Origin of the sequence: Xenorhabdus sp. TS4 (assembly GCF_014467265.1) — a bacterium.
Classification (GTDB): Bacteria; Pseudomonadota; Gammaproteobacteria; order Enterobacterales; family Enterobacteriaceae; genus Xenorhabdus; species Xenorhabdus ehlersii.
Map to the genome: position 1 here is coordinate 125872 of NZ_NKHQ01000082.1, position 21677 is coordinate 147548.

At 38.6% G+C, this 21677-nt stretch carries 22 protein-coding genes and 1 tRNA gene; 12 read left to right on the forward strand and 11 right to left on the reverse strand.

All coding sequences use genetic code 11. The features are described 5' to 3' along the window. Positions 1-381: 381 nt before the first annotated feature. Both mtr and yeiP read left to right on the forward strand, forming a co-directional pair. The gene (gene mtr, locus Xets_RS18510; protein ID WP_187652289.1) at positions 382-1626 is read left to right on the forward strand and encodes a tryptophan permease; all 1245 of its coding nucleotides are present in this window, start codon (positions 382-384) and stop codon (positions 1624-1626) included. A gap of 130 nt (positions 1627-1756) precedes the next feature. Continuing rightward, positions 1757-2329 carry an elongation factor P-like protein YeiP gene (yeiP, locus tag Xets_RS18515; protein WP_187652290.1) on the forward strand — a complete coding sequence of 191 codons (573 nt, stop codon included), beginning with the start codon at positions 1757-1759 and terminating at the stop codon, positions 2327-2329. Positions 2330-2406: 77 nt separating this feature from the next. Here yeiP and Xets_RS18520 read toward each other — a convergent pair whose 3' ends face one another. Continuing rightward, complete coding sequence (locus Xets_RS18520) at positions 2407-2718, reverse strand: type 1 fimbrial protein (RefSeq protein ID WP_099131438.1); 312 nt, start codon at positions 2716-2718, stop codon at positions 2407-2409. 282 nt (positions 2719-3000) lie between these two features. Then, a complete protein-coding gene (locus tag Xets_RS18525; protein ID WP_244208741.1) occupies positions 3001-3336 on the reverse strand; it encodes a type 1 fimbrial protein in 336 nt (111 codons plus the stop codon). 466 nt (positions 3337-3802) lie between these two features. Here Xets_RS18525 and Xets_RS18530 point away from each other — a divergent pair, with 466 nt between their 5' ends. Together Xets_RS18530 and mepS are read left to right on the forward strand one after the other, a co-directional pair. Continuing rightward, on the forward strand, positions 3803-4507 hold the full coding sequence (locus Xets_RS18530) for a phosphatase PAP2 family protein (RefSeq protein WP_099131439.1): 705 nt from the start codon (positions 3803-3805) through the stop codon (positions 4505-4507). Positions 4508-4851: 344 nt separating this feature from the next. Continuing rightward, positions 4852-5439 (forward strand): bifunctional murein DD-endopeptidase/murein LD-carboxypeptidase, encoded by a 588-nt coding sequence (mepS, locus tag Xets_RS18535; RefSeq protein ID WP_099131440.1) that lies wholly within the window; start codon positions 4852-4854, stop codon positions 5437-5439. Between the two features lie 91 nt (positions 5440-5530). Here the strand turns inward: mepS and Xets_RS18540 are convergent, their stop codons facing one another. From Xets_RS18540 to rsuA, 3 genes are all read right to left on the reverse strand, one after another. Next, complete coding sequence (locus tag Xets_RS18540) at positions 5531-5875, reverse strand: YejG family protein (protein WP_099131441.1); 345 nt, start codon at positions 5873-5875, stop codon at positions 5531-5533. A 661-nt stretch (positions 5876-6536) separates the two neighbouring features. After that, entirely contained in the window at positions 6537-7727 is a 1191-nt protein-coding gene (locus tag Xets_RS18545; protein ID WP_099131442.1) for a Bcr/CflA family multidrug efflux MFS transporter, read from the reverse strand. Positions 7728-7760: 33 nt separating this feature from the next. Further along, positions 7761-8468 carry a 16S rRNA pseudouridine(516) synthase RsuA gene (rsuA, locus tag Xets_RS18550; protein ID WP_099131443.1) on the reverse strand — a complete coding sequence of 236 codons (708 nt, stop codon included), beginning with the start codon at positions 8466-8468 and terminating at the stop codon, positions 7761-7763. 270 nt (positions 8469-8738) lie between these two features. Between rsuA and Xets_RS18555 the strand changes: the two genes are divergently transcribed. Both Xets_RS18555 and rplY read left to right on the forward strand, forming a co-directional pair. Next, on the forward strand, positions 8739-10496 hold the full coding sequence (locus Xets_RS18555) for a DEAD/DEAH box helicase (RefSeq protein ID WP_187652308.1): 1758 nt from the start codon (positions 8739-8741) through the stop codon (positions 10494-10496). 178 nt (positions 10497-10674) lie between these two features. Beyond that, positions 10675-10956 carry a 50S ribosomal protein L25 gene (rplY, locus tag Xets_RS18560; RefSeq protein WP_099131444.1) on the forward strand — a complete coding sequence of 94 codons (282 nt, stop codon included), beginning with the start codon at positions 10675-10677 and terminating at the stop codon, positions 10954-10956. A gap of 95 nt (positions 10957-11051) precedes the next feature. Here rplY and yejK read toward each other — a convergent pair whose 3' ends face one another. Continuing rightward, a complete protein-coding gene (gene yejK / locus Xets_RS18565; protein WP_099131445.1) occupies positions 11052-12059 on the reverse strand; it encodes a nucleoid-associated protein YejK in 1008 nt (335 codons plus the stop codon). Positions 12060-12334: 275 nt separating this feature from the next. On the opposite strand from yejK, the gene Xets_RS18570 reads away from it, so the two are divergent. From Xets_RS18570 to Xets_RS18580, 3 genes are all read left to right on the forward strand, one after another. After that, complete coding sequence (locus tag Xets_RS18570; protein WP_045971370.1) at positions 12335-12562, forward strand: YejL family protein; 228 nt, start codon at positions 12335-12337, stop codon at positions 12560-12562. 30 nt (positions 12563-12592) lie between these two features. After that, a complete protein-coding gene (gene yejM / locus Xets_RS18575; protein WP_099131446.1) occupies positions 12593-14332 on the forward strand; it encodes an LPS biosynthesis-modulating metalloenzyme YejM in 1740 nt (579 codons plus the stop codon). Between the two features lie 75 nt (positions 14333-14407). Beyond that, positions 14408-14484: transfer RNA gene (locus Xets_RS18580), tRNA-Pro, on the forward strand. Positions 14485-15057: 573 nt separating this feature from the next. Here the strand turns inward: Xets_RS18580 and aac(3) are convergent. Continuing rightward, complete coding sequence (gene aac(3) / locus Xets_RS18585; protein WP_099133664.1) at positions 15058-15879, reverse strand: aminoglycoside 3-N-acetyltransferase; 822 nt, start codon at positions 15877-15879, stop codon at positions 15058-15060. 437 nt (positions 15880-16316) lie between these two features. On the opposite strand from aac(3), the gene Xets_RS18590 reads away from it, so the two are divergent. Further along, positions 16317-16910 (forward strand): lytic polysaccharide monooxygenase, encoded by a 594-nt coding sequence (locus tag Xets_RS18590; protein ID WP_187652291.1) that lies wholly within the window; start codon positions 16317-16319, stop codon positions 16908-16910. A 145-nt stretch (positions 16911-17055) separates the two neighbouring features. Further along, positions 17056-17451, forward strand: a complete 396-nt coding sequence (locus tag Xets_RS18595; protein WP_099133660.1) for a VOC family protein — start codon at positions 17056-17058, stop codon at positions 17449-17451. Between the two features lie 152 nt (positions 17452-17603). Here the strand turns inward: Xets_RS18595 and Xets_RS18600 are convergent, their stop codons facing one another. After that, positions 17604-18038 (reverse strand): lysozyme, encoded by a 435-nt coding sequence (locus Xets_RS18600; RefSeq protein WP_099133658.1) that lies wholly within the window; start codon positions 18036-18038, stop codon positions 17604-17606. Positions 18039-18711: 673 nt separating this feature from the next. Between Xets_RS18600 and Xets_RS28775 the strand changes: the two genes are divergently transcribed. Further along, the gene (locus tag Xets_RS28775) at positions 18712-19053 is read left to right on the forward strand and encodes a DUF6693 family protein (protein ID WP_370588259.1); all 342 of its coding nucleotides are present in this window, start codon (positions 18712-18714) and stop codon (positions 19051-19053) included. A gap of 193 nt (positions 19054-19246) precedes the next feature. Here Xets_RS28775 and Xets_RS18605 read toward each other — a convergent pair whose 3' ends face one another. The 3 genes from Xets_RS18605 to nrdB all read right to left on the reverse strand — a co-directional run bounded on the left by Xets_RS18605 (position 19247) and on the right by nrdB (position 21673). Continuing rightward, positions 19247-20020 (reverse strand): N-acetylmuramoyl-L-alanine amidase, encoded by a 774-nt coding sequence (locus Xets_RS18605; RefSeq protein ID WP_099133657.1) that lies wholly within the window; start codon positions 20018-20020, stop codon positions 19247-19249. A gap of 254 nt (positions 20021-20274) precedes the next feature. After that, complete coding sequence (yfaE, locus tag Xets_RS18610) at positions 20275-20541, reverse strand: class I ribonucleotide reductase maintenance protein YfaE (protein ID WP_099133655.1); 267 nt, start codon at positions 20539-20541, stop codon at positions 20275-20277. Position 20542: 1 nt separating this feature from the next. Then, complete coding sequence (gene nrdB, locus Xets_RS18615) at positions 20543-21673, reverse strand: class Ia ribonucleoside-diphosphate reductase subunit beta (RefSeq protein WP_099133653.1); 1131 nt, start codon at positions 21671-21673, stop codon at positions 20543-20545. Positions 21674-21677 lie beyond the last annotated feature (4 nt).

Below are 21677 nucleotides of genomic sequence, written 5' to 3' on the forward strand. Positions count from 1 at the left end.
TAAGTAACATTAAATTTTATCTGTTATTTATAACATCAAAATTGAATCGTTTCAGTTAAAATTACAGCCCGATCGATCATTGTGTTAACGCAACCTAAAAGTAAGAATATGCAACGGAATAATTTCTTATTAGATGACTAAAATCAATCTGAACCAAAGTAAGTAGTTACTAGCCGGAGGAATATATCAGTGTCAGTCGTTGTCGGAGTGGGTGTCATCAACTCCCTACAGGCAGGTTTTCTCAGATAACCTGCTCTACCTTTATATGCAAAATGCGACAAAAGAAATTTAATTATTTTTCTTAATTATTTGTTTACACATATAATTTATTTATGTATCGTTGCGCTAGTACAAGGTAACACCATTCATCAGGGAGTCTATATGACCATTGAGGTAACGCAAAATTTGAAACGCCCCTCTATATTTGGTGGCGCTATGATCATTGCCGGTACTGCTGTCGGCGCAGGTATGTTTTCCATTCCGATTGTCACATCAGGTGTCTGGTTTACAGGATCAATCATTTTGCTGTTGTATACCTGTACATGCATGTATTTCTCTGGTCTGATGATTCTGGAAGCCAATATGAATTACCCTACTGGTTCCAGTTTCCATACTGTTACCAAGGATTTACTAGGCAAAGGCTGGTGTTCTCTCAATGACTTATCCATTGCCTTCGTTCTGTATATATTAACCTATGCTTATATTTCAGCAGGTGGTTCAATACTTTCTCACAATATCGAGAGCATTATTCCGCTAGCTCAATCAATAGCTGGATTATGTTTTGCCTTTATTGTTGCCTTTATTGTTTGGGTATCGACTAAGGCAGTAGATCGCTTAAGCACTATCTTGATAGGTGGCATGGTGATTACCTTTATTATGTCTGTCGGCGGTATGTTTACCGAAGTTAAGCCAGCTATCTTATTTGATCAAGCCAATACCAATTCAGACTATTTACCCTATGCTTTAATCTCCTTGCCTTATTTGCTAGCCTCATTCGGCTATCACGGTAACGTTCCGGGGCTAGTTAAGTATTACCATAAAGACAGTAAAGCCGTCACACACAGCTTGCTATACGGGACATTAATAACGTTAGCGATTTACATATTATGGCAGTACGTCATTCAGGGAAATATTCCACGTGAAGTCTTTAAGCAAATCATTGCTGATGGGGGTAATATTGGTAACCTATTGCAGCAGATGGATAATACTTCTGATAATACGACAATAACCCAATTCTTAAATGCCTTCTCATATATGGCTTTAGCGAGTTCATTCTTAGGCGTATCATTAGGATTGTTTGATTATCTGGCAGACTGCTTTAAATTTGACGATACTCGCAATGGTCGTTTTAAAACAGCACTGATTACATTCGTTCCTCCGACTATATTGTCACTCATTTTTCCAAACGGTTTCCTATACGCAATCGGTTTTGCTGGACTGGCAGCAACCATTTGGGCAGTTATTGTTCCGGCTTTAATGGCCCGAGCAAGCCGTAAACGCTTTCCAACATCCAGCTATCGGGCTCCAGGCGGTAATTTTTTGATTGTCTTTGTTATCCTATTCGGTTTGATAAATGTGCTAGCACACATTCTCTCTTTGTTTGATTTGTTGCCAGTTTATCGTTAATGTTTTCCTTCCACCCCAGTATTTTTACTGGGGCATTCATTCACCTCTTGCCTAATAGGCCAACTGCGAGTAATTTTGTCGCCATTTAAATATTCATTCCACTATTTCCTTGTTTCTACGGAAGGTATCTATGGCTAAAGCCAATGAAATTAAGCGCGGCGCTGCAATCAACTACAATGGAAAGCTATTATTAGTTAAAGACATCGATATTCAATCACCCAGCGCACGCGGCGCCAGCACGCTATATAAGATGCGTTTTACTGACATTCGTACCGGTCAGAAAGTGGAAGAACGTTTCAAAGGTGATGACATTCTTGAAACCATCACATTGACCCGCCGTAGCGTAAGTTTTTCCTATATTGATGGTGATGAATATATCTTTATGGATGACGAAGATTTCACCCCTTATCACTTCAAAAAAGATCAAATCGAAGAAGAACTGCTATTTATTCCCGAAAAAGGTTTACCAGGAATGCAGGTCCTGACAATGGATGGGCAATTGTTAGCGCTTGAATTGCCTCAGACTGTTGATATGGTCATTGAAGAAACATCACCAGGTATTAAGGGTGCATCAGCGAGTGCTCGCACTAAACCGGCTAAAATGAGTACAGGATTGACTATTCAAGTTCCTGAACACTTGAGTTCTGGTGAAAAAATCCGCATTCATATTGCAGAGCGTCGCTATATGGGACGTTGTGACTAATTCTTTATCCTTAAATATGAGTTGCTCTTTTGACGAGAATAACACTCGATGCAAAGAGCAACTCATCATCTTTGAAGTTAGAAGTAATCCACATTAACAATTGCCACACGTTTCTGATTATCAGTCCACTTCACTCTGGAAACACCTATGTTACCAGGAAGCATAACATCGCCTTTCGTTTTGTGAATTGAAATGATGTGTTTAACAGTGAGATTTTTACCTAATCGATAGCAAGAGATGTTAGCTTGAGTGTTCGATATAACAACTTGACATCCTGGATCAACAATCGCACCTGAAAACCGAATGATTCCTCCTTTAGATTCGGCATATCCATAAGAAAGCCATGAAACCAATAAACAACTCATTAACAGCTTAAGATAATTTTTCATGGTTACCTCACTTTCGTTTTTCCATTAACTAAAACTCAGCTACCTTTTATTCCTTCATCTCCATAATAACTATTTCACGTAAGAAAAATACGACATTGAGAACTTTTATTGATAAATATCAAAAGTAATTTTTTAATTAAAAAATAGGCACACTATTTTTATTGATTAATTAACAAAACTGTTATTAATAATCATTATTAGAACTAAATCACAGATAAGTTTATTGATTTTATTTTATATTATTTAGCTAAAATAAATAATTATTATACTTTTATGTAACATTTAATGATAAGTTATAGTAACAATACCCAATTTCTTATTTTTTCCGACCCATTTTATTTCTTCTGTTCCAATATGTTTTTCAATAGATAATGGAGTCTTTCTATCCTTTTGATATTCTATGTTTTTTTCTTTAATTAACTGTTTACCATTATACCAGCAGACCATTTCAGTATGCTCTTTATCCCAATTAAGTTGGCATGGAGACTCAACGATAGCACCATGGAAGTAAATAGTTCCAGAACTGGAGGATGATGAAGAATTCGCCATTACAGGATAATAAGATAAAGACATGAACAAAAAAGTCGTCATTTTTCGTAACATTCGCAACATAAGCATTCAACCTCCACGACAAGTGTTATTATCTTTTTTTCAACTTTAGCCCCGCGCTAATTTGAAAACCAGATAATGGTGTAACGCTCTGCCATATAACGATATAACGTCAAATGAAACTTTTTCTTTATACTTTTTGTTAACTCGAACCACAATTCGATATAATATTCTGATAAGTTAGAATATGATAAAATCAATTGATAATTATTTAATAATAGTCAGGCGCTGACATTGCATCAAATATATATTATCGGTACTGCCGTGGGGTTTTAGCTATTTTTCCGATATCATAAAACTATTTACATATTTGACAACAATAAAGTTTAGCGATGAACTATACAAATATACTGATATAACCACACCTTAACCACGGCATCTGATGGTGATTACGCTTTCTCATAAATTTTGTTATAGTCCCTTCCCAAGTTAATTTGTCTACCAAACTCCACTTTACGTGTTAAATAGGTATCTCATGACTCGCAGTCACCCGTTTGCTATATTTATTCTCAATATCCTTGGTATTGCTCTGTTTCTCTCATGGTATTTGCCTGAGAATCACGGCTTTTGGTTCCATCTTGATTCCGCTATTTTTTATTTTTTTAATGAAAAATTATTACCAGATTCGAAATTTTCCCTATTTGTCGCTATCGCGAATGTTAGGGCATTCGATGTCATATCACTTTTATGCATGGGCTTACTTTATTACAGCGCATTTCGCAAACAGGATCACGTCGGCAAGCGCCGACTTTTCATGATTGGTTTAGTCATGCTTATCTCTGCCGTTATCATTAATCAAATAGGCCATCAAATTCCCGTCAGCCGACCAAGCCCAACGCTGACATTTGAAAATGTTAATCGCATAAACGAAATGACCAGTTGGCATACAAAAGATTCCTCCAAAGACAGTTTCCCTGGTGATCACGGTTTAATGCTCTTAATTTTCAGCAGCTTCATTCTGCGTTATATCTCCCGCAGTGCATTCTGCATTGCTCTACTGATTATGGTCGCTTTTGCTCTTCCCCGTATTATGGCAGGTGCTCACTGGTTTACAGATATTGCAGTAGGTTCTTTATCTTTAACATTGATCGGCATGAGCTGGATATTACTAACCCCATTAAGTGATATTATGGCAGCATGGCTAGACAAAAAATTACCGCATATTAAACGCGATAATTAAGCTCATAATATTGAGGAGATGCCTGTTATCTCCTCAATACCATCTCATATTTACCAAAACAGTATAAAATAGTAACAAATCATTCTAACCTATTAGTTCTTAATCTAATTTTTTGTAAAGAACTCTTTTTGTCTCTCGCTTTTTACTAATGATTTCAGTAATCTTTCCTGCGTCCTGTTTATTAAAATAATATGTTTTGTAAAGATAATAATAAAACGTGTTGCTTAGCACACTTTATGGACAGAAAATTTGTTAATTCACCCTACTCTGACTAGGCTTTAGAACATTTAGTGTTTTCATGGTGGTGATAAATCACGTCAAGGACTGCAAGGAAAAATCAATAAATGGTTAAATCTAAACCAACACTGAGATACATCTTGCGGCTGATCCCCGCAATTATAGCCGCAGTAGCACTGACCGCATGTAGTTCGCCAGATTCTAACCTACGCAATAAACAAACTGAGACGCCTGCAGTAAACACGGGAAAGCATTATTTACTGCAAGCATCTCAGGATGAATTTGAAACTCTGGTCAACAAGTTAGATATTAAGTCTAAAATACTCAATCAATACGCTGACTGGAAAGGTGTAGCCTATCGGCTTGGTGGAAATACCAAACGCGGTATCGATTGTTCTGCTTTTGTGCAACGTACTTTTCATGATCAATTTGGTATGGAGTTACCACGTTCCACATTAGAACAACAAAATATAGGACAAACCATTAGTCGCTCTAAATTGCGGGCGGGTGACTTGGTACTGTTTAAGACAGGGGTTCGCAGGCGCCATGTCGGTATCTACATCGGCAATAATCAGTTTGTCCATGCTTCAACCAGTAATGGGGTTATCGTTTCCAAATTGACCGATACTTACTGGAGTAAACGCTACTATGGTGCAAGGCGGGTGTTATCAGATAACATAGAAGCCTCGATTTGACCGACACCTAACGTGTTTTATGACTGAATTTTCCCTTGCAGGCATTAAAAAACGCTTCTATTTAAGAAGCGTTTTTTATCAATGGGTAAAATCATAGTGGATACAGCGCAGTTATATTTTCTGCAATTGCAGCGCCTAACGTCTTTAAACGACATATCACTGCACTCTCATCTTCCTTAGCAAAGAACAAACAGGGTTCTCCTTCCCATTCAATCACAGCACTCGGTATCTGCATATCAGCAATAGACTGATTTATAACATGCAAAATTTCCCGTGCTTCTTCGCCTTCATGGCTTAATAATTTCAGCCCCATTAGGCTATTTCCTAAATCTGTATCTTCTGCTGGCAAAATCTCAACTTTTGTACCAACGAAGCCAGTTGACCACCGATAACTTTGCGGCAGTCTGTGTACTACCGAAAGTTGGATATTATTCACGTATCATTCCTATCAGAAACAACATTAATACATCTAACCACCAGCTGTAGATTATCGATTCGTCAAAACCGAATAACCACCCAACAAAAAAGTAAATAAAAGGTTAAAATAAAAATCGTGTTACTGCACTTACTTCACTTCCTACTTCAAAAAAAGTGCGACCCAGCTCGCATTTTATATATATTTATACTGTTTAGGTAAAAAATTCAACTTATTTTTATGCAAAACAGCAACCTTTAATTCAAGATTTATTTACATATTTGTTTCTTTCAAACGTCATCGCGTGCCAATAAAACCACAATCTTTTTATTTACAATAGGTTAAATAATGACAACCCTATAACCTTTCATAGTCATAAAATCATTATGTAAAATTAACAAAAAAGCAACATTCCAGCACTAACTGGATATGATAGTATTAAAAATTTCCTACATTTTTTGATGATTGCTCGATATTTCCTGTTTATCAGGTTAATCAATAACCCTCTAAAGGCTCAGAGCACTTTAGGAAAAACACTTAAATAAATATTTTTTTATTCGCTACCAGAAAAAAGAACATCCGATAATAAACAAAAGGCCATCCCCCTATCGGCAGATGGCCTCTAAAAATATTTTATGCCTGAGCTTGATTACTCTCAGAGCATGACTATTTATGATGCTGATTATTTATACGACTTACTGTGTGCATAGATAATAAGCATCATTGCTAATGTCACGCATAATGCCATTGAGCCTACCATCGGCCAAGCATTCTCCTCAGGCAATAGAGACAAAATAGCGCCCACCGATGCAGCAATACTAAAACGGATAGTTCCTGCTAGTGAAGAAACGGTTCCGGCCATGTGGGGATAATCGTCCAACACAACAGCCATAGTGTTAGACGTAATCATGGAAATTCCGCTGATATAAATGGCAACCCCCATAACCAGAGAAATAAATCCCAGATCAAACAGGGTACTAAACAGTAGCCATAAGCCCACGACAAATTGAACAAACAGACCAATATGCAACATTTTTAATGGGCCATATTTACGTACACACTGGCTATTGATAGTTGCCATGATGAACAGAAAAATAATATTCAGCCCAAAATAGTAACCAAAATGCTGCGCAGGTACACCGTTCAGTTTGATGTACACAAATGCACCAACACTGAGAAAAGAGAACATTCCAGCAAAGGAGAAACCACTAGCTAAGATGTAGCATAGTACCTGGCGTTGCCGAAACAGCATAACGAACTGTCTTACAGTAGTTTTTAAGTTAAATTTCTGCCTTTTCTCTTTAGGTAATGTCTCTTCTATGAAGAGAGCCACCAGGGCAACAGTAATGACTGCAACCAGAGCAATCGACCAGAAAATAGCATGCCAGTTAAACCATACCATCAACATCCCACCCAACATAGGAGCCAATAAAGGTGCGATGATCATCACCAATGTCACAAAAGACATACTGCGGGAAAATTCCTCTTTTGTGAACCTATCACGCATCAGAGCGTTGATAACAACACCGGCAGCCGCAGCAGAAAATCCATGTAAGAAACGCATGGAAATAAAGGTATCAATATCTTGTGCTAAAGCACATGCAGAAGAAGAGATAGCAAAAACAATGACACCTCCCAAAATGACTGGCTTGCGTCCTAAGCTATCCGACATTGGCCCATAAATCATTTGACCAATAGCAAAGCCCAAAATATAGCTACTCAGCGTCATTTGTACCAGACCATCACTGACACCAAAACTCTCAGCGATCGTTGGCATACTCGGCAAATACATATCAATTGCCAATGGCATTAACATAGAAAGCAAACCAAGGATCAATACTAATCCCAAATAAGACGAACGCTGTTGTTGCACGCAGTTACTCCTGAATCAATTGAAGGATAAAAATTAAGGGGTTGGCATTTGTATGCTGTTGATCTCATTATCAGTCAGCGCCCGATATTCTCCTGGCTCCAATACAGGATCGAGATAAATTTCGCCGATTCGCTCCCGATGAAGCGCAACAACATGATTCCCTACTGCGGCAAACATCCGTTTTACTTGGTGATAACGTCCTTCGCTAATAGTCAAACGAACAAGTTGAGGCTCGATAATTTCCAGTTGGGCGGGTTTTGTCAGTGTTTTTTCCCCATTTAACTGCACCCCTGCCAGAAATTTTTGCTCGGCATCTTCAGAGACTGGGTGTTCCAATGTCACAAGATAAGTTTTTTCGCAGTGATGCTTGGGGGATGTAATACGGTGTGACCATTGACCATCATCAGTCAACAAAACCAACCCTGTAGTGTCGATATCCAAACGCCCTGCTGAATGTAATTTATGAACCACAGGCTCATCGATAAAATACAAAATTGTTGGGTTTGACGGATCATCGGTTGAACATACATATCCCTGGGGTTTATTCAGCATGAAATAACGAAGGCCATTGAGTTGTTGCAATATCGTGCCATCATAGGCAACTTGTTGATCGGGCCTCAATTTATAGGCTCCTGTTTTGATGATCTCATCATCGACAGTAACTAGCCCTGCCCGCAACTCGCGCCCTACATCGTTGCGGCTAATACCTAATTGTTGTGATAAAAATTTATCCAATCGCATGAATAGATGTACCTGACAAAAATAAACACATATGAACATGTCCTTGATATTATGAACAACTTCAAGGCCACTATTGGGATAAAAGAATAAACAGATAATTCATAGAAAAATCATCACATCAGTAACTATATCAACAATAAGTTACACGTTATAGCCCACCTGATCCTAGAAAAATAATGACGAATTATTTCTCGACGGCAGGCTTCAATGAAAAATGTTATTCTCTACCGTAATTATCTTTTACCTGATATTTGTGACAGTAACATAAAAATGGCTTTTACTTTACGTCCTTATCAACGAGAAGCGGTAGACGCAACCATTCGCTATTTTCGTCAGCACAGAGATCCCGCCGTTATTGTTTTGCCAACAGGGGCAGGTAAAAGCCTTGTCATCGCTGAATTGGCAAAGCTGGCTCATGGCCGTGTTTTGGTACTGGCACATGTCAAAGAACTTGTTGCGCAGAACCACAGCAAATATTGTGCTTATGGATTAGATGCAGACATTTTTTCCGCAGGGCTAAATCAAAAACAAAGTGCAGGAAAAGTGGTTTTTGGCAGTATTCAGTCCATTGCCCGCAACCTGGATTACTTTGACCACCATTTTTCTCTGCTAATCATCGATGAATGCCACCGCATCAGCGATGACGAAAACAGCCAATACCAACAAATCATCCAGCAACTTCGAAAAAAAAATCCTCAAATCCGCATATTGGGTTTAACCGCAACACCTTATCGCCTCAGTGCTGGCTGGATATATCAATATCATTATCATGGCATGATCCGTGGTGACGAACGCAGTTTTTTTCGCGATTGTATTTATGATCTTCCATTGCGTTATATGATTAAGCATCATTTTCTGGTTTCTCCAGAAAGATTGGACATGCCTGTAATGCAACATGATTTCAGTCAAGTACGAACCAGCCAACAAGGGATATTCAATGAAGCAGAATTAAATCGGGAGCTTAAACGCCAAAAGCGTATAACTCCTCATATCATTAGACAGATCGTTGAATATGCACAAAATCGAAAAGGTGTGATGATTTTCGCCGCGACAGTCGAACATGCCAAAGAAATCTTCCAATTACTGCCTACAGGACAAGCCGCACTAGTCAGCGCAGATACCCCATCATCTGAACGAGATCACTTAATTACGGCATTCAAGGAACAGCAACTCCACTATATGGTCAATGTTGCTGTACTCACAACAGGATTCGATGCTCCCCATGTTGATTTAATCGCCATATTACGTCCTACAGAATCTGTCAGCCTTTATCAGCAGATCATCGGGCGCGGCTTACGTTTATTTCCTGACAAAAAAGATTGCCTGATTTTGGATTATGCTGGCAATCCCCACAATCTTTACACTCCTGAAATCGGTAACAGTAAACCCAACTCACAAAGCCAGCCCGTTCAGGTATTTTGCCCTATCTGCCAATTTGCCAATACTTTCTGGGGGATATGCACGACAGATGGAGAAATCGTTGAGCATTTTGGGCGACGCTGCCAAGGTTGGGAAGAAGACGAAAAGGGGAAACGTCAACAATGTGATTTTCGTTTCCGTTTTAAATCATGCCCCCATTGTGGTGCAGAAAACGATATCGCGGCCCGGCGCTGCCATCGTTGTGAAGAAGTACTCGTCGATCCCGATGATATGCTGAAAGCAGCCTTAAAACTAAAAGATGCACTGGTGCTACGTTGTGGTGGCATGCAACTAACACCAGGTCACGATAATAAAGGAGAATGTCTCAAAATCACCTATTACGACGAAGATGGTGCGAACGTATCCGAATTATTCCGTTTATCTACCCCAGCCCAAAAGAAAGTATTTGAACTGCAATTTCTTCGCCAACATCAGCGTGCACCAGGAACCGTTTTTCGCTGGAGAACAGCAGAAGACGTTGCTAATCAATTTCCTTTATTGCGTCATCCTGATTTTGTTGTCGCGCGTAAAAAAGGGCAATTTTGGCAAATCAGAGAAAAGGTTTTTGACTATCAAGGGCGATTTAGAAGGGCTGATGACTTGTACTAAATATGCCAAACAGACTATCCATTAACCAACCGGAAAGCATATTTATATTTGCTGTCATATCGGTTTTTCGCTAGAATGCCGCCCGCTTAGCATAATAACTTATGTTAAGCCAAGTATCGAACCTGCTGCTGGGTCGCCTGTAGCAGGATTTATTTTCTTCTTTTACAGAGAAAAAATAATGTTAACTATTAATGCAGAAGTACGTAAAGAGCAGGGCAAAGGTGCGAGCCGCCGCCTGCGTAGAGCTAACAAGTTTCCAGCGATCATCTATGGTGGTAACCAAGAACCACTTTCTATCGAACTGGATCACGATGCAGTTATCAACCACGAAAGTAAGCCAGAATTTTACGAAGTTCTGACCCTGGTTGTTGATGGTAAAGAAACTAAAGTTAAAGTGCAGGCAGTACAGCGTCATCCGTTTAAACCTAAACTGACGCACATTGATTTCCTGCGTGCTTAATTAGCCACAGTCGAGCTTTTATCGGGACGCCGAGTAAATAACGCCGCAATTGCGGCGTTATTTATTTTTACAACTTGTTTTTTCACAGTAGCCAACTAGCGATTGCCACCACCATGACGTTGCAATTGATCGCGCAAATTCGGTGGCGTTCCCTTAATCGTCAACGTATCTGTTACTGGGTCCCAAAAAATTCGTTCTCCCATCAACATGGCATCAAAGTTAATGGTTAATCCTCCACCACTGCCTGCAAATTTTGTTAATTGGCGCAACGTGCCGCGATCAGCAGGAAAGCTCTCTTCCAATTCATAGCCTTTTTCCTGCGAAAATTGCTGAAAGTTTTGCTCACCCAACGCGGGTAACTCTTGGGATAGCGCTTGTAACTTAATTTCCTCACCCGCCTGTAACTGTTCATTACAATAACCATAAACTTGCTGACGATAGGCCTGGCGTTCATTTTTATCCAACTGTGCCGACTCACAATAATCATCCAAAGCCTGCAACAAACCTTTATTTTGAACTTTGGCATTCATGCCTTCACTGGCGGCAAGGAAATCCATAAAAAAGTCTGAAACCTTGCGCCCTACCCGCCCTTTTAAGAACGTCAGGTAACGGCTAGATTCAGGATTGGTTTCCCACTCAGTTAGATCGATTCGTGCAATAATATCAGCATGAGGAATATCAAGATATTGCGTCGTATTTACATCGAGTTCATCATTGACGGATGTGCTGTTACAGCTATTAAGAACTGCAATCAGTAAATATTCCACAGCAAGATAACGATATTGACAAAACAGCACCGTTCCCCCTTCTGCGAACGGATACTTTGCCAACTCATCTTTCAAGCGAACAGTTGCAGCCCGACTAAATCCGAGAAAATCGTCATCTCCTTTACGTAGATGACGGAGTGATCCCGCCAGCTCACTTTCTTCATTGAACAAACCATAAGCTTTACTTTTCGCGCTATATACACGATGCAGCTCTGCCATCAACTCTTCAACCACTTGGTTGGTATCCAGCAAAGCATCACGCAAAATCACTTCCAACGTCTGTTCATCACGTTTAATCAACCGATGTATCGCGATCTGGGTAATTTCCAGACTCATTATTTATACTCCTTTTGCAACGTTGGCCATATGGGCCGTGCGGTTAGCGACGTATTCAAACATCGTTATCTTTCTGCTGCAACCAAAAACCCAATTGACAAAAATACTCGCCATTTAATTGTCAACATCCTACATATCAAAGACTAAAATGATGCAGCACCTTCAATATTGGCAACAACTCCGGCAGCAGAGAGTTAATTTGTCATAAAAAAAGCAGAAAATCCCCCCTCTATACGGTAAGATATGGGGCTTTGTACATTCAGGATTTTTGATTTATGCCACAGTCATCTCGCTATAGCGATGAAAAAGTTGAACATTTATTAACTGAATTAGTAAATGTTTTCGAGAAAGACCATACTCCAACTGACCTGACCTTGATGGTTTTAGGTAATATGGTAACAAATTTGATCAATACGAGTATTGCTCCTGCACAACGCAGACATATCGCAGACTCGTTTGCACACGCGTTGCAGTCTTCAATCAACGAAGATAAAGCGCATTAATCTTTATTAAAACGTTGACGTAAAGAAAATATGGTGACTAGCTGTCGGCATTACCGCGAAAAAGTTTCTCAGATGATCAGTTGGGGACACTGGTTCGCGCTGTTCAACATAATGTTCAGTCTTGTGCTGGGCAGTCGCTATTTATTTGCATCTGACTGGCCGGGTTCACTGTTTGGTCGCATCTACGCGCTGGTCAGTTGGCTTGGCCATTTCAGTTTCATTGTCTTTGCCATCTATTTACTTATTTTATTTCCGCTGACATTTATCGTTATGTCTCAGCGGCTAATGAGGTTTCTTTCGGCCACGTTGGCAACAGCAGGTTTAACACTACTGATATTTGATTCCTCCATCTATGTTCGCTTTCATCTGCATTTAACTCCATTGGTTTGGGATTTAGTCACCAACCCAGAACAAGGTGAATTAGCCAGAGAATGGCAACTGATGTTCATCTGTATTCCTTTGATTTTTCTAATACAGATGCTTTTTGGCACATGGAGTTGGCAAAAGTTACGTAGCCTGAGCCGTCAACGATTTGGTAAGCCACTGGCAGCAGTATTCATTACTGCTTTTGTCGCTTCACATCTCATGTACATCTGGGCAGATGCCAATTTCTACCGTCCGATTACCATGCAGCGCTCAAACTTACCAATTTCTTATCCAATGACCGCCCGCAAATTCCTTGAAAAACATGGTCTATTGGATCAGCAAGAATTTCAACGCCGCATTAACCAACAAGGCAATCCCACAGCCTTGAGTGTCAATTATCCACTGAATAATTTATCTTATCAGGATACTGGGCGCGGTTATAACTTACTTCTGCTTGTCGTGGATGGGCTGGATCATCAAGACATCACCCATGATATGCCAACTCTGGAACATTTCGCGAAGAACAATATCCAGTTCACTCAACATTTCAGTGCAGGCATTCAAGATGACACTGCATTGTTTGGTTTATTCTATGGCATATCATCAGGCTATCTGGACGGTATTCTTAACGCCAGAAAATCCTCAGCACTTATTGATGCCCTGACACATCAAGGGTATCAATTTGGCCTCTTTTCTTCAGATGGATTCCAGACACCACTTTATCGCCAGGCCATACTGACCGACTATTCATTGCCAGAAGCTAAAAAGCAAAATGATAACTTAACAGTGACGCAATGGAGCCAATGGTTAGATCTACGCAATGGTTCCACACCATGGTTCTCATTTCTGGATATTAATGGCGTTGTACCTTCATCCGGTAAATTTGATAAGAAAGCGCTGGATACTGAAATCAGCCATGTTTTAGAAGTCCTGAAAACTAAAGGCGCCTTAGATAAAACAATCATTGTGATTACAGCTAAACAGAGTAAAGAAACAGCAGATAACAGAGCAAAATGGTTTACGGGTGACAAATTCAATCGTGAACAGCTCCATGTTCCCCTGATAATTCAGTGGCCTGGTACCCCAGCACAAACTATCGATAAACTGACTAGCCATCAAGATATCATGACAACCTTAATGCGCCGTTTATTGCATGTTACTAATTCTCCTGAAGATTATTCCCAGGGTGAAGATCTCTTTAATGCCCAAAGAGAAAATCCATGGCTTATTACGGGTGATAATGGTTCATTAATTGTTACGATGGCCCAAAATACTGTTTATCTTTCCAAGGATGGAGAATATCATCTGTATGATTTAGATGGTGATGAAATTCAGGATGCCAAACCAAACCTTGCCCAGTTATTACAAATATTAACGGAAGTGAAACGATTTTTAGCAAATTAATTGTTTGAAAATCAAGCACTCACTAAATTAGGGGCTTGCTTTGCAAATAAAAAACGGTAATATAAGAGAAGTCATCGGCATGTAGCGCAGCTTGGTAGCGCACCGTCATGGGGTGTCGGGGGTCGTAGGTTCAAATCCTATCATGCCGACCAAATTTACCTAGAAAAACCAACCTGTTAAGGTTGGTTTTTTTATGGCTGGAATTTGCTCTTGGTAAAATTCTGGTAAAATGACCGTCGGAAAGTGGCAAAGATCCACTAACTTTTGAATGAATTTTATTGCTGTTTAAAGGCGTGTGAAACTTCTTTTTTCTTGCTGTTTTTTTCGATGATTTCAAATTAAAATTTATTAGAATAATTGTTTATTTATTCACTCCTATACATTTTCAGAACAAAAAGACACTCCTTTGCTCAGAAAAGAAGTAGAAGACATCCGTGGCAACAGCACATGCATAACTGTTCCTTACGGAATATAGATAAAGTTCAGGGAGAGGAAGAGGTTACCCATACATTGCTCTTGAACATGTGTGGGAACGCTGGCAGGAATATTTAACCCTGTAATATTATGGTCGTTTAATAACTATTCAGTATTATTATATTAATGAATAAAATAGATTTTCGATATGACATTAATGAATTGCGAGCCATCGTTGTTCTTAGCATTCTGATATTTCTCCATGTTGTCAGGTGAATTTATAGGAGTTGATATATTTTTTTGAATTGATGTCACGATCGATAATTCTCCATCCAATATACTGCATAATCCAATATCTCTTTAGCAGGCACAAGCAGTGTATTAGCAGATCCAATGATGCCTTCAATAATCACCTCTGAGTGCGCATGGCAAAAATGTTCAACGATATCTTTAAAATAACCTTGATTAAATTGTTCACAAACAGGATCTACAGTATCAAATTCCTCTAGCATCACCCATTCTACTTGGTTATTTTGCAATAGTGGGATCTCCATTTTTCTAATACGCTTGTTGGGAATATTTGCCAAATACTCAGCATGATGCAAAAGGCTCATGGTTTCATATGGAGCGCCAATCATAAGAACTTTTCCCTGACGCTCTACCAATTTTGCAAATGGTGAATCATTACCATAGCCATAATCTAATGAATGATTCTCTACAAAATACTCAGCACTATTTCCAATAGCGACTACAGAAGCGCCAGGATTTTGACTTCGAATAGCTCCTTTGGTTGTCCTGACACACTCAGTGAATACACCATGATCTCTGCTTGCTCGTGAAAATGATCGATCATATGGCATGATTTCAGATTTTAATTCTGATGGAACATGACCTCTTACATCCAAACTATCTTCATAATTTTGTTCCCAATTTGTATAACACAATAATACTCCTCCAACTCCCAAAACAGTTAAAATAGCCTGGATAAGATCATCGGCACCATTCAAACAATCGCCAACAGATCGCATAGCAACATGAGCCATAACAACATCACCTTGTTTTATGCCTATCTTTTGTAGCTGCTGAACAAGCATCGATTTTGTCCAATATTTATCTTCACCCACTTGGATCATATATCTAACCCTATGTTGATTTTATTACCCTCACTCTTTGTTTAAGTTTAGTTTATTGCATATTATTCAATTTGGGGCTACCTTATTTAGGTGTACTCAAAATCCTACTTGTTTAGTACACCCTCATTTGCTTCTTATTTCGCTCTTCCCCTCCCTGAATTCAGGGAGGGATTTTTGTTGTTAAAAAGATTTTCTAAAACAGATTTTTCCTACCATATGTCATTGTCTCAGAATCAATGACAATTATATCTCTCAATAATATCTTTCTGGCATACCTCTATCATAAATTAAGTATTTATAATTACCTAATTTTGTTATAAATATTTCTATGCACTTCCATGATAAGAAATTTAAATTTCATTAATGATTAATATAATAATAAGAAAGTAAATTCACTTATTTTACAGTCAAGTAAGGAAAAAAATAGGAAATTCATCATGAATATTAAAAAGTCTCTACTTTTGGCGGGATTGACGGCTTTTGGTTCTATCCCATTCTCTAGTATTGCTGAACCAGATTCAAATCATGGATATATCGACACACCACCAAGCAGGGCACTTTTATGCCAAAAAAGCATCAATAAAAACTGCGGACCTGTCACGTACGAACCACAATCGGTTGAAGGCCCCAAAGGCTTCCCACAAGGGGGACCACCAGACGGGCAAATCGCCAGTGGTGGTGTTGGTCAGTTCAAACAGCTCAATGAACAAAGTACAGACCGCTGGCATCATGTCGCTATCAATAAAGGAATCAACAAATTTAATTGGACAATAACAGCCCGGCATAGCACCACTTCATGGCAATTCTATATTACCAAACCTGGCTGGGATCCAAATAAACCTCTAACACGCGCCCAATTTGATCTAAAACCCTTCTGTGAGCGCCTTGATAATGGAAAAAGGCCAGGCCAAACTGTCTCACTGAACTGTGATATTCCCGATCGCTCAGGCTATCATGTTATTCTCGGCGTGTGGACAATTGCTGATACCACCAATGCTTTCTATCAAGTTATTGATGTTGATATTAAATAATATTCTTAATTAAACTGACATTTTATTTATGAATATTATATGAGCACAAAAAGTGCTGGTACATGACCAGCATTTTTTTCTAAAAAATTAAAATGCTTTTCAGATAAGATCTATTCACCCAAAACCCCTTAACACATAGAAAAATATGAAAAAATCAACTATTCTTAGAATTGCCAGACCAACAGATAATCTTACTAAAATTGCAGAAATGTATTGTCATGGCTTAAATTTCATCATACTAGGTGAATTCAAAGATCACGATAGTTTTGATGGTATCATGCTAGGGCATCCCAACCATTCTTGGCATCTTGAATTTACTCATCACCACAATACACATGTTGGTAAGGCTCCAACTAAAGATAATTTATTAGCATTTTATATTGAAGATGAGCTTGAATGGCAAGAGCAAGTACAATCGATGCAAAATGCTGGGTTTATTCTCGTTCCTTCTTATAATCCTTATTGGGATAAGAACGGAAAAACTTTTGAAGATATCGATGGTTATCGTATTGTATTACAACATAGTACATCAGAGATTTAGTTATTTATTTCACGGTAAATTACTTATTCAAAGGATTATTTCCTTATCATATTGATCGTTTATTCAATTAGGCTATTAGTGATAATCAGATTAGACTTCTACTTTTTATTTCTGATAGCCTAAAAAACTACCATAATATTTATTTTATCATGTCATGATAAGAATGTTTTCTGCTCTGATTCCCTTCGCATACGCAGAGCCGCTAACTTTTCCCCATCGGCACGATCCCATTTCACAAACTCCTTTGCTGCACCTTGGTAATCACCTGTATTCAATTTTATCAATAATGTTGAATGAGCAAAATTGCCGATCCCTAAATTGAAAATAAACGAGCATAAGGCATCAAATTGCCCTTGTGTTAGAGGTACCTTAACTAATCGCTGAATCGCTGCATAAATAGGGATAAGATCTTGATGTAAAAATTCCTCAGCCTGTTGCACAGTTATCACTTGTCCAGACTCAACTCCTTTTGTATGACCATATCCAATTGTCCACGGTGCTGCTCCAGTGGCAGGATCTGGATATGCTTTCAATTTCAAGCCCTCATAACTTTTAAGTTTATTAACACCGCTTTCACTGATTTTCATTCATTTTCCCCGCTACCAGATTGGGCCCAAGATTATTTTTGGTCTAAAAAACAATCCAGAGATCAAGTGTAGATGAAAAAACAATCAGAAAAGCTACAGTTATACTGGGTGATAAAGTCTCTACAAAAAACCAAATAAAAAATAATACGTTAAATATCAATAAATTATTATTTTATGCAAATTTTTTTTAATTTTTAAAAAAATATTTTAATAAATACCTTGACTCTTTTGCTTTTGAGCATAAAATCCTCCTCAGAATTTAGATTTTCGTGAAGTAAATCACAATTTATAACCCTCAAAGGAAATCATCATGAAATCTGTAAAATCTTTCCTCTCAAATGTACACTGCGTTGTTATCCGGTTATCAGCAACTCGTTTTATGTAAGAGCTGCTACAATATAAAAATAAGCCAGTCGAAAACTGGCTTTTTTATCGTCGCTACAGACCTAAGGTAAATGCTTTCTTGCCTGTTTCATTATTTACACACTATTCATTGAACTTCTGTTCCGAAAAATTTGTCTTATATACCTAATAAATTTCAAGTCGCAATACTGCGGCAAGGCAACAAAGCAGCAACCTGCAAAAACTAAAATGAAGGTATAGAGTTCATAGAATTTCTATGCTGATTGGTTTGCAGTGTTTATTTAAACATCAGGAGAACACGATGAATTCGATGGACTTTCGTAGTCTGAAGTTAAAATCAGAATTAGGGATACTTGAGATTATTTTACATCTCGTCACCTGGTTCCTGATTATTTTATTTACATTAGGGTTAGGTGCCTTCGTGTTTCCCTACTATATGACTCGATTTATCATTAGTAAAACACATGTTATCGATCGAGATGGCGGACAAATTATCGGTAAATTAAATTGTGAGATCAATTTAGTCCAAATAATTGGATATGTTGTAATTTGGGCTATCCTCTCTTTTATTACATTTGGTCTTTTATATTTTGTATATCTTTACAAAATTATAGCGCATTGCATTAATCATACACGTGTGATCTCTGCATAAAAACTAGCAGAATACATAATCACAGGCATAATCCTCTTATGCCTGTCATCATAAGAAACCATGACATACTCTCTAAGAGCAGATCTTCCCGTTAAATTAAAACTATTTCTATACTATATTTTCTTCATCTTTCAAATTGCAGCTAAATTAATAAGCTGCAATTTGGCATCTATAAAATATATTTCATTAGAAATTAAGATTTATTATCAAAGTATTTTTCAACCAAGGCATATAAAATGGCGATGGTTTCTATATCTGGTACACCGTCATAGTATGATTGACGGAAGTGCATTTGAAATACTTTAACTAAGGATTGAAAATTTTCTTCTTTTTCTGTACCTGTGATGTCATAACCATAACGCTTAAACTTTTCTAAAATCTCGGTGGTATCAGGTAGGCAATGCCCGAATTGTTCAACATATTTCTGCTTAGTTTCTTCGTCATACCATGCACCCACTCCTGCATCATATAATTCTTTCCACGGAAAAGATGGACCTGGATCAGTTTTTCTTTGCCATGAAATATCTGAATGTCCTACTACATGAGTCGGTTTAATATCTGGGTAACGTTGTAATATATTGATGGCTAACTCTTTAAGAGCAGCAATTTGATCAGGGTGATAAGGAGGGAAAGTGAAAACGCCACGATCATCACTGGCCTCATTCACAATCTCAATACCTATGGATGTATCATTCAACCCTTCTCGCCCGTCCCAATAACTTATTCCTGCATGCCAGGCTCTTTCAAGTTCATCGACCAAATTGAAGATGTGAATTTTATCAAATCCAGCAGCGTGATAAGTTGGATCATCTGGATTTGGGACCAGGTAGTGAGCACTGACAAGTTCCCCGGTCAGTGCCTGAATAGATTTCTCAAAGTTCAAGGCAGTATAGTGCATAACTAAAAAGCGGGAACGTCTGTTAAAACTTTTGGTCGAACGATATGAATTATAATCAATTTTATACATCATTGTTCTCCTTCACTTGTTTTGCTGGGTAAAACTGTAAGTTTCAAATCACCTCTATTCCACTGTTGCCAACAGCATAAAAGGAACAAACATAGCAATAAAGGTTTTATTTATTTATTTTTAGAACATCGTGAAGAGGTAAGTGGAGAAATGGTGGGAACATGGACATACCGTCGTGATGATCGATATGTCCACAATCAAGAATAATACGAGGTTTGTTGCAGCAGTAATAAGATTGACTAATTTAAGGGAAGTTAAAGCTCAATTTCAAGATCCGTCAGTGGATAACAGCTACAGGGTAAAATTTCCCCTTCATTAACAAATGCCAGTGGCTTACAAGGATATCCAACCTTGCCTTTCACCAGGCGAACACGACAAGAACCGCAATACCCTTGCCGACATTGGTATTCAAGCTGAACTTTGCCGTGTTCCAGTGCTTCCAACAAATTGTCGTGCAAACCTGAAGAATAATGGATATATAACCCCTGCCGTGACGGCAGGGTGACTTTGTAATCAGCCATATCAGAGTTCGAAACCGCTGAGATCCTCAGTATTGACTTCCGAATCAATCTGACCAACCAGGTAAGAGCTGACTTCAACTTCCTGTGGAGCCACTTGAACATTATCAGAAACCAGCCATGAATTGATCCAAGGGATCGGATTAGAACGGGTTTCAAATGGTAACTTCAAGCCAACTGCCTGCATACGAATATTGGTGATATATTCAACATACTGGCACAGAATATCTTTGTTCAAGCCGATCATAGAGCCATCTTTAAACAAATAATCAGCCCACTCTTTTTCCTGCTCTGCTGCCTGTACAAACAGATCGTAGCACCCTTGTTCACACTCTTTGGCAATTTCCGCCATTTCAGGATCATCCTGACCAGAGCGCAACAGGTTCAACATGTGCTGCGTTCCCGTTAAATGCAGTGCTTCATCACGAGCAATCAGTTTGATAATTTTGGCGTTACCTTCCATCAATTCACGTTCAGCAAAAGCAAATGAGCAAGCGAAACTGACATAGAAACGGATGGCCTCCAGGGCGTTAACGCTCATCAAACATAAGTAAAGTTGCTTTTTCAATTCACGCAGATTAACAGTAATTGCTTTACCTGCAACATCATGCGTTCCTTCACCGAACAAATGATAATAGTTGGTCATCTCGATCAGATCATCGTAATACGCGGAAATATCTTTGGCGCGTTTTAAAATCTGTTCGTTCTCCACAATATCATCAAATACGATAGAAGGATCGTTCACGATATTACGGATAATATGCGTGTAAGAACGCGAGTGGATCGTTTCTGAAAACGACCACGTTTCAACCCATGTTTCCAATTCAGGAATGGAAATCAATGGCAGAAAAGCCACATTCGGGCTACGGCCCTGAATGGAATCCAATAACGTCTGGTATTTTAGGTTGCTAATGAAAATATGCTTTTCATGATCCGGCAAAGCGTTATAGTCAATGCGATCACGGGCAACATCCACTTCTTCTGGACGCCAGAAGAAGGAGAGTTGTTTTTCAATCAACTTCTCAAAAATAGGATATTTTTGCTGATCAAAACGCGCCACATTAACAGACTGACCGAAAAACATCGGTTCTTGTAGCTGATCATTTTTTACTTGTGAAAAAGTGGTATAGGACATAGTT

What these genes read in the sequence shown, in the direction of transcription:
- mtr (WP_187652289.1), top strand. Translation starts at nt 382, where the DNA reads ATGACCATTGAGGTAACGCAAAATTTGAAACGCCCCTCTATATTTGGT.
- yeiP (WP_187652290.1), top strand. Translation starts at nt 1,757, where the DNA reads ATGGCTAAAGCCAATGAAATTAAGCGCGGCGCTGCAATCAACTACAAT.
- Xets_RS18520 (WP_099131438.1), bottom strand. Translation starts at nt 2,718, where the DNA reads ATGAAAAATTATCTTAAGCTGTTAATGAGTTGTTTATTGGTTTCATGG.
- Xets_RS18525 (WP_244208741.1), bottom strand. Translation starts at nt 3,336, where the DNA reads ATGCTTATGTTGCGAATGTTACGAAAAATGACGACTTTTTTGTTCATG.
- Xets_RS18530 (WP_099131439.1), top strand. Translation starts at nt 3,803, where the DNA reads ATGACTCGCAGTCACCCGTTTGCTATATTTATTCTCAATATCCTTGGT.
- mepS (WP_099131440.1), top strand. Translation starts at nt 4,852, where the DNA reads ATGGTTAAATCTAAACCAACACTGAGATACATCTTGCGGCTGATCCCC.
- rsuA (WP_099131443.1), bottom strand. Translation starts at nt 8,468, where the DNA reads ATGCGATTGGATAAATTTTTATCACAACAATTAGGTATTAGCCGCAAC.
- Xets_RS18555 (WP_187652308.1), top strand. Translation starts at nt 8,739, where the DNA reads ATGGCTTTTACTTTACGTCCTTATCAACGAGAAGCGGTAGACGCAACC.
- rplY (WP_099131444.1), top strand. Translation starts at nt 10,675, where the DNA reads ATGTTAACTATTAATGCAGAAGTACGTAAAGAGCAGGGCAAAGGTGCG.
- yejK (WP_099131445.1), bottom strand. Translation starts at nt 12,059, where the DNA reads ATGAGTCTGGAAATTACCCAGATCGCGATACATCGGTTGATTAAACGT.
- Xets_RS18570 (WP_045971370.1), top strand. Translation starts at nt 12,335, where the DNA reads ATGCCACAGTCATCTCGCTATAGCGATGAAAAAGTTGAACATTTATTA.
- yejM (WP_099131446.1), top strand. Translation starts at nt 12,593, where the DNA reads ATGGTGACTAGCTGTCGGCATTACCGCGAAAAAGTTTCTCAGATGATC.
- Xets_RS18590 (WP_187652291.1), top strand. Translation starts at nt 16,317, where the DNA reads ATGAATATTAAAAAGTCTCTACTTTTGGCGGGATTGACGGCTTTTGGT.
- Xets_RS18595 (WP_099133660.1), top strand. Translation starts at nt 17,056, where the DNA reads ATGAAAAAATCAACTATTCTTAGAATTGCCAGACCAACAGATAATCTT.
- Xets_RS18600 (WP_099133658.1), bottom strand. Translation starts at nt 18,038, where the DNA reads ATGAAAATCAGTGAAAGCGGTGTTAATAAACTTAAAAGTTATGAGGGC.
- Xets_RS28775 (WP_370588259.1), top strand. Translation starts at nt 18,712, where the DNA reads ATGGACTTTCGTAGTCTGAAGTTAAAATCAGAATTAGGGATACTTGAG.
- Xets_RS18605 (WP_099133657.1), bottom strand. Translation starts at nt 20,020, where the DNA reads ATGTATAAAATTGATTATAATTCATATCGTTCGACCAAAAGTTTTAAC.
- yfaE (WP_099133655.1), bottom strand. Translation starts at nt 20,541, where the DNA reads ATGGCTGATTACAAAGTCACCCTGCCGTCACGGCAGGGGTTATATATC.
- nrdB (WP_099133653.1), bottom strand. Translation starts at nt 21,673, where the DNA reads ATGTCCTATACCACTTTTTCACAAGTAAAAAATGATCAGCTACAAGAA.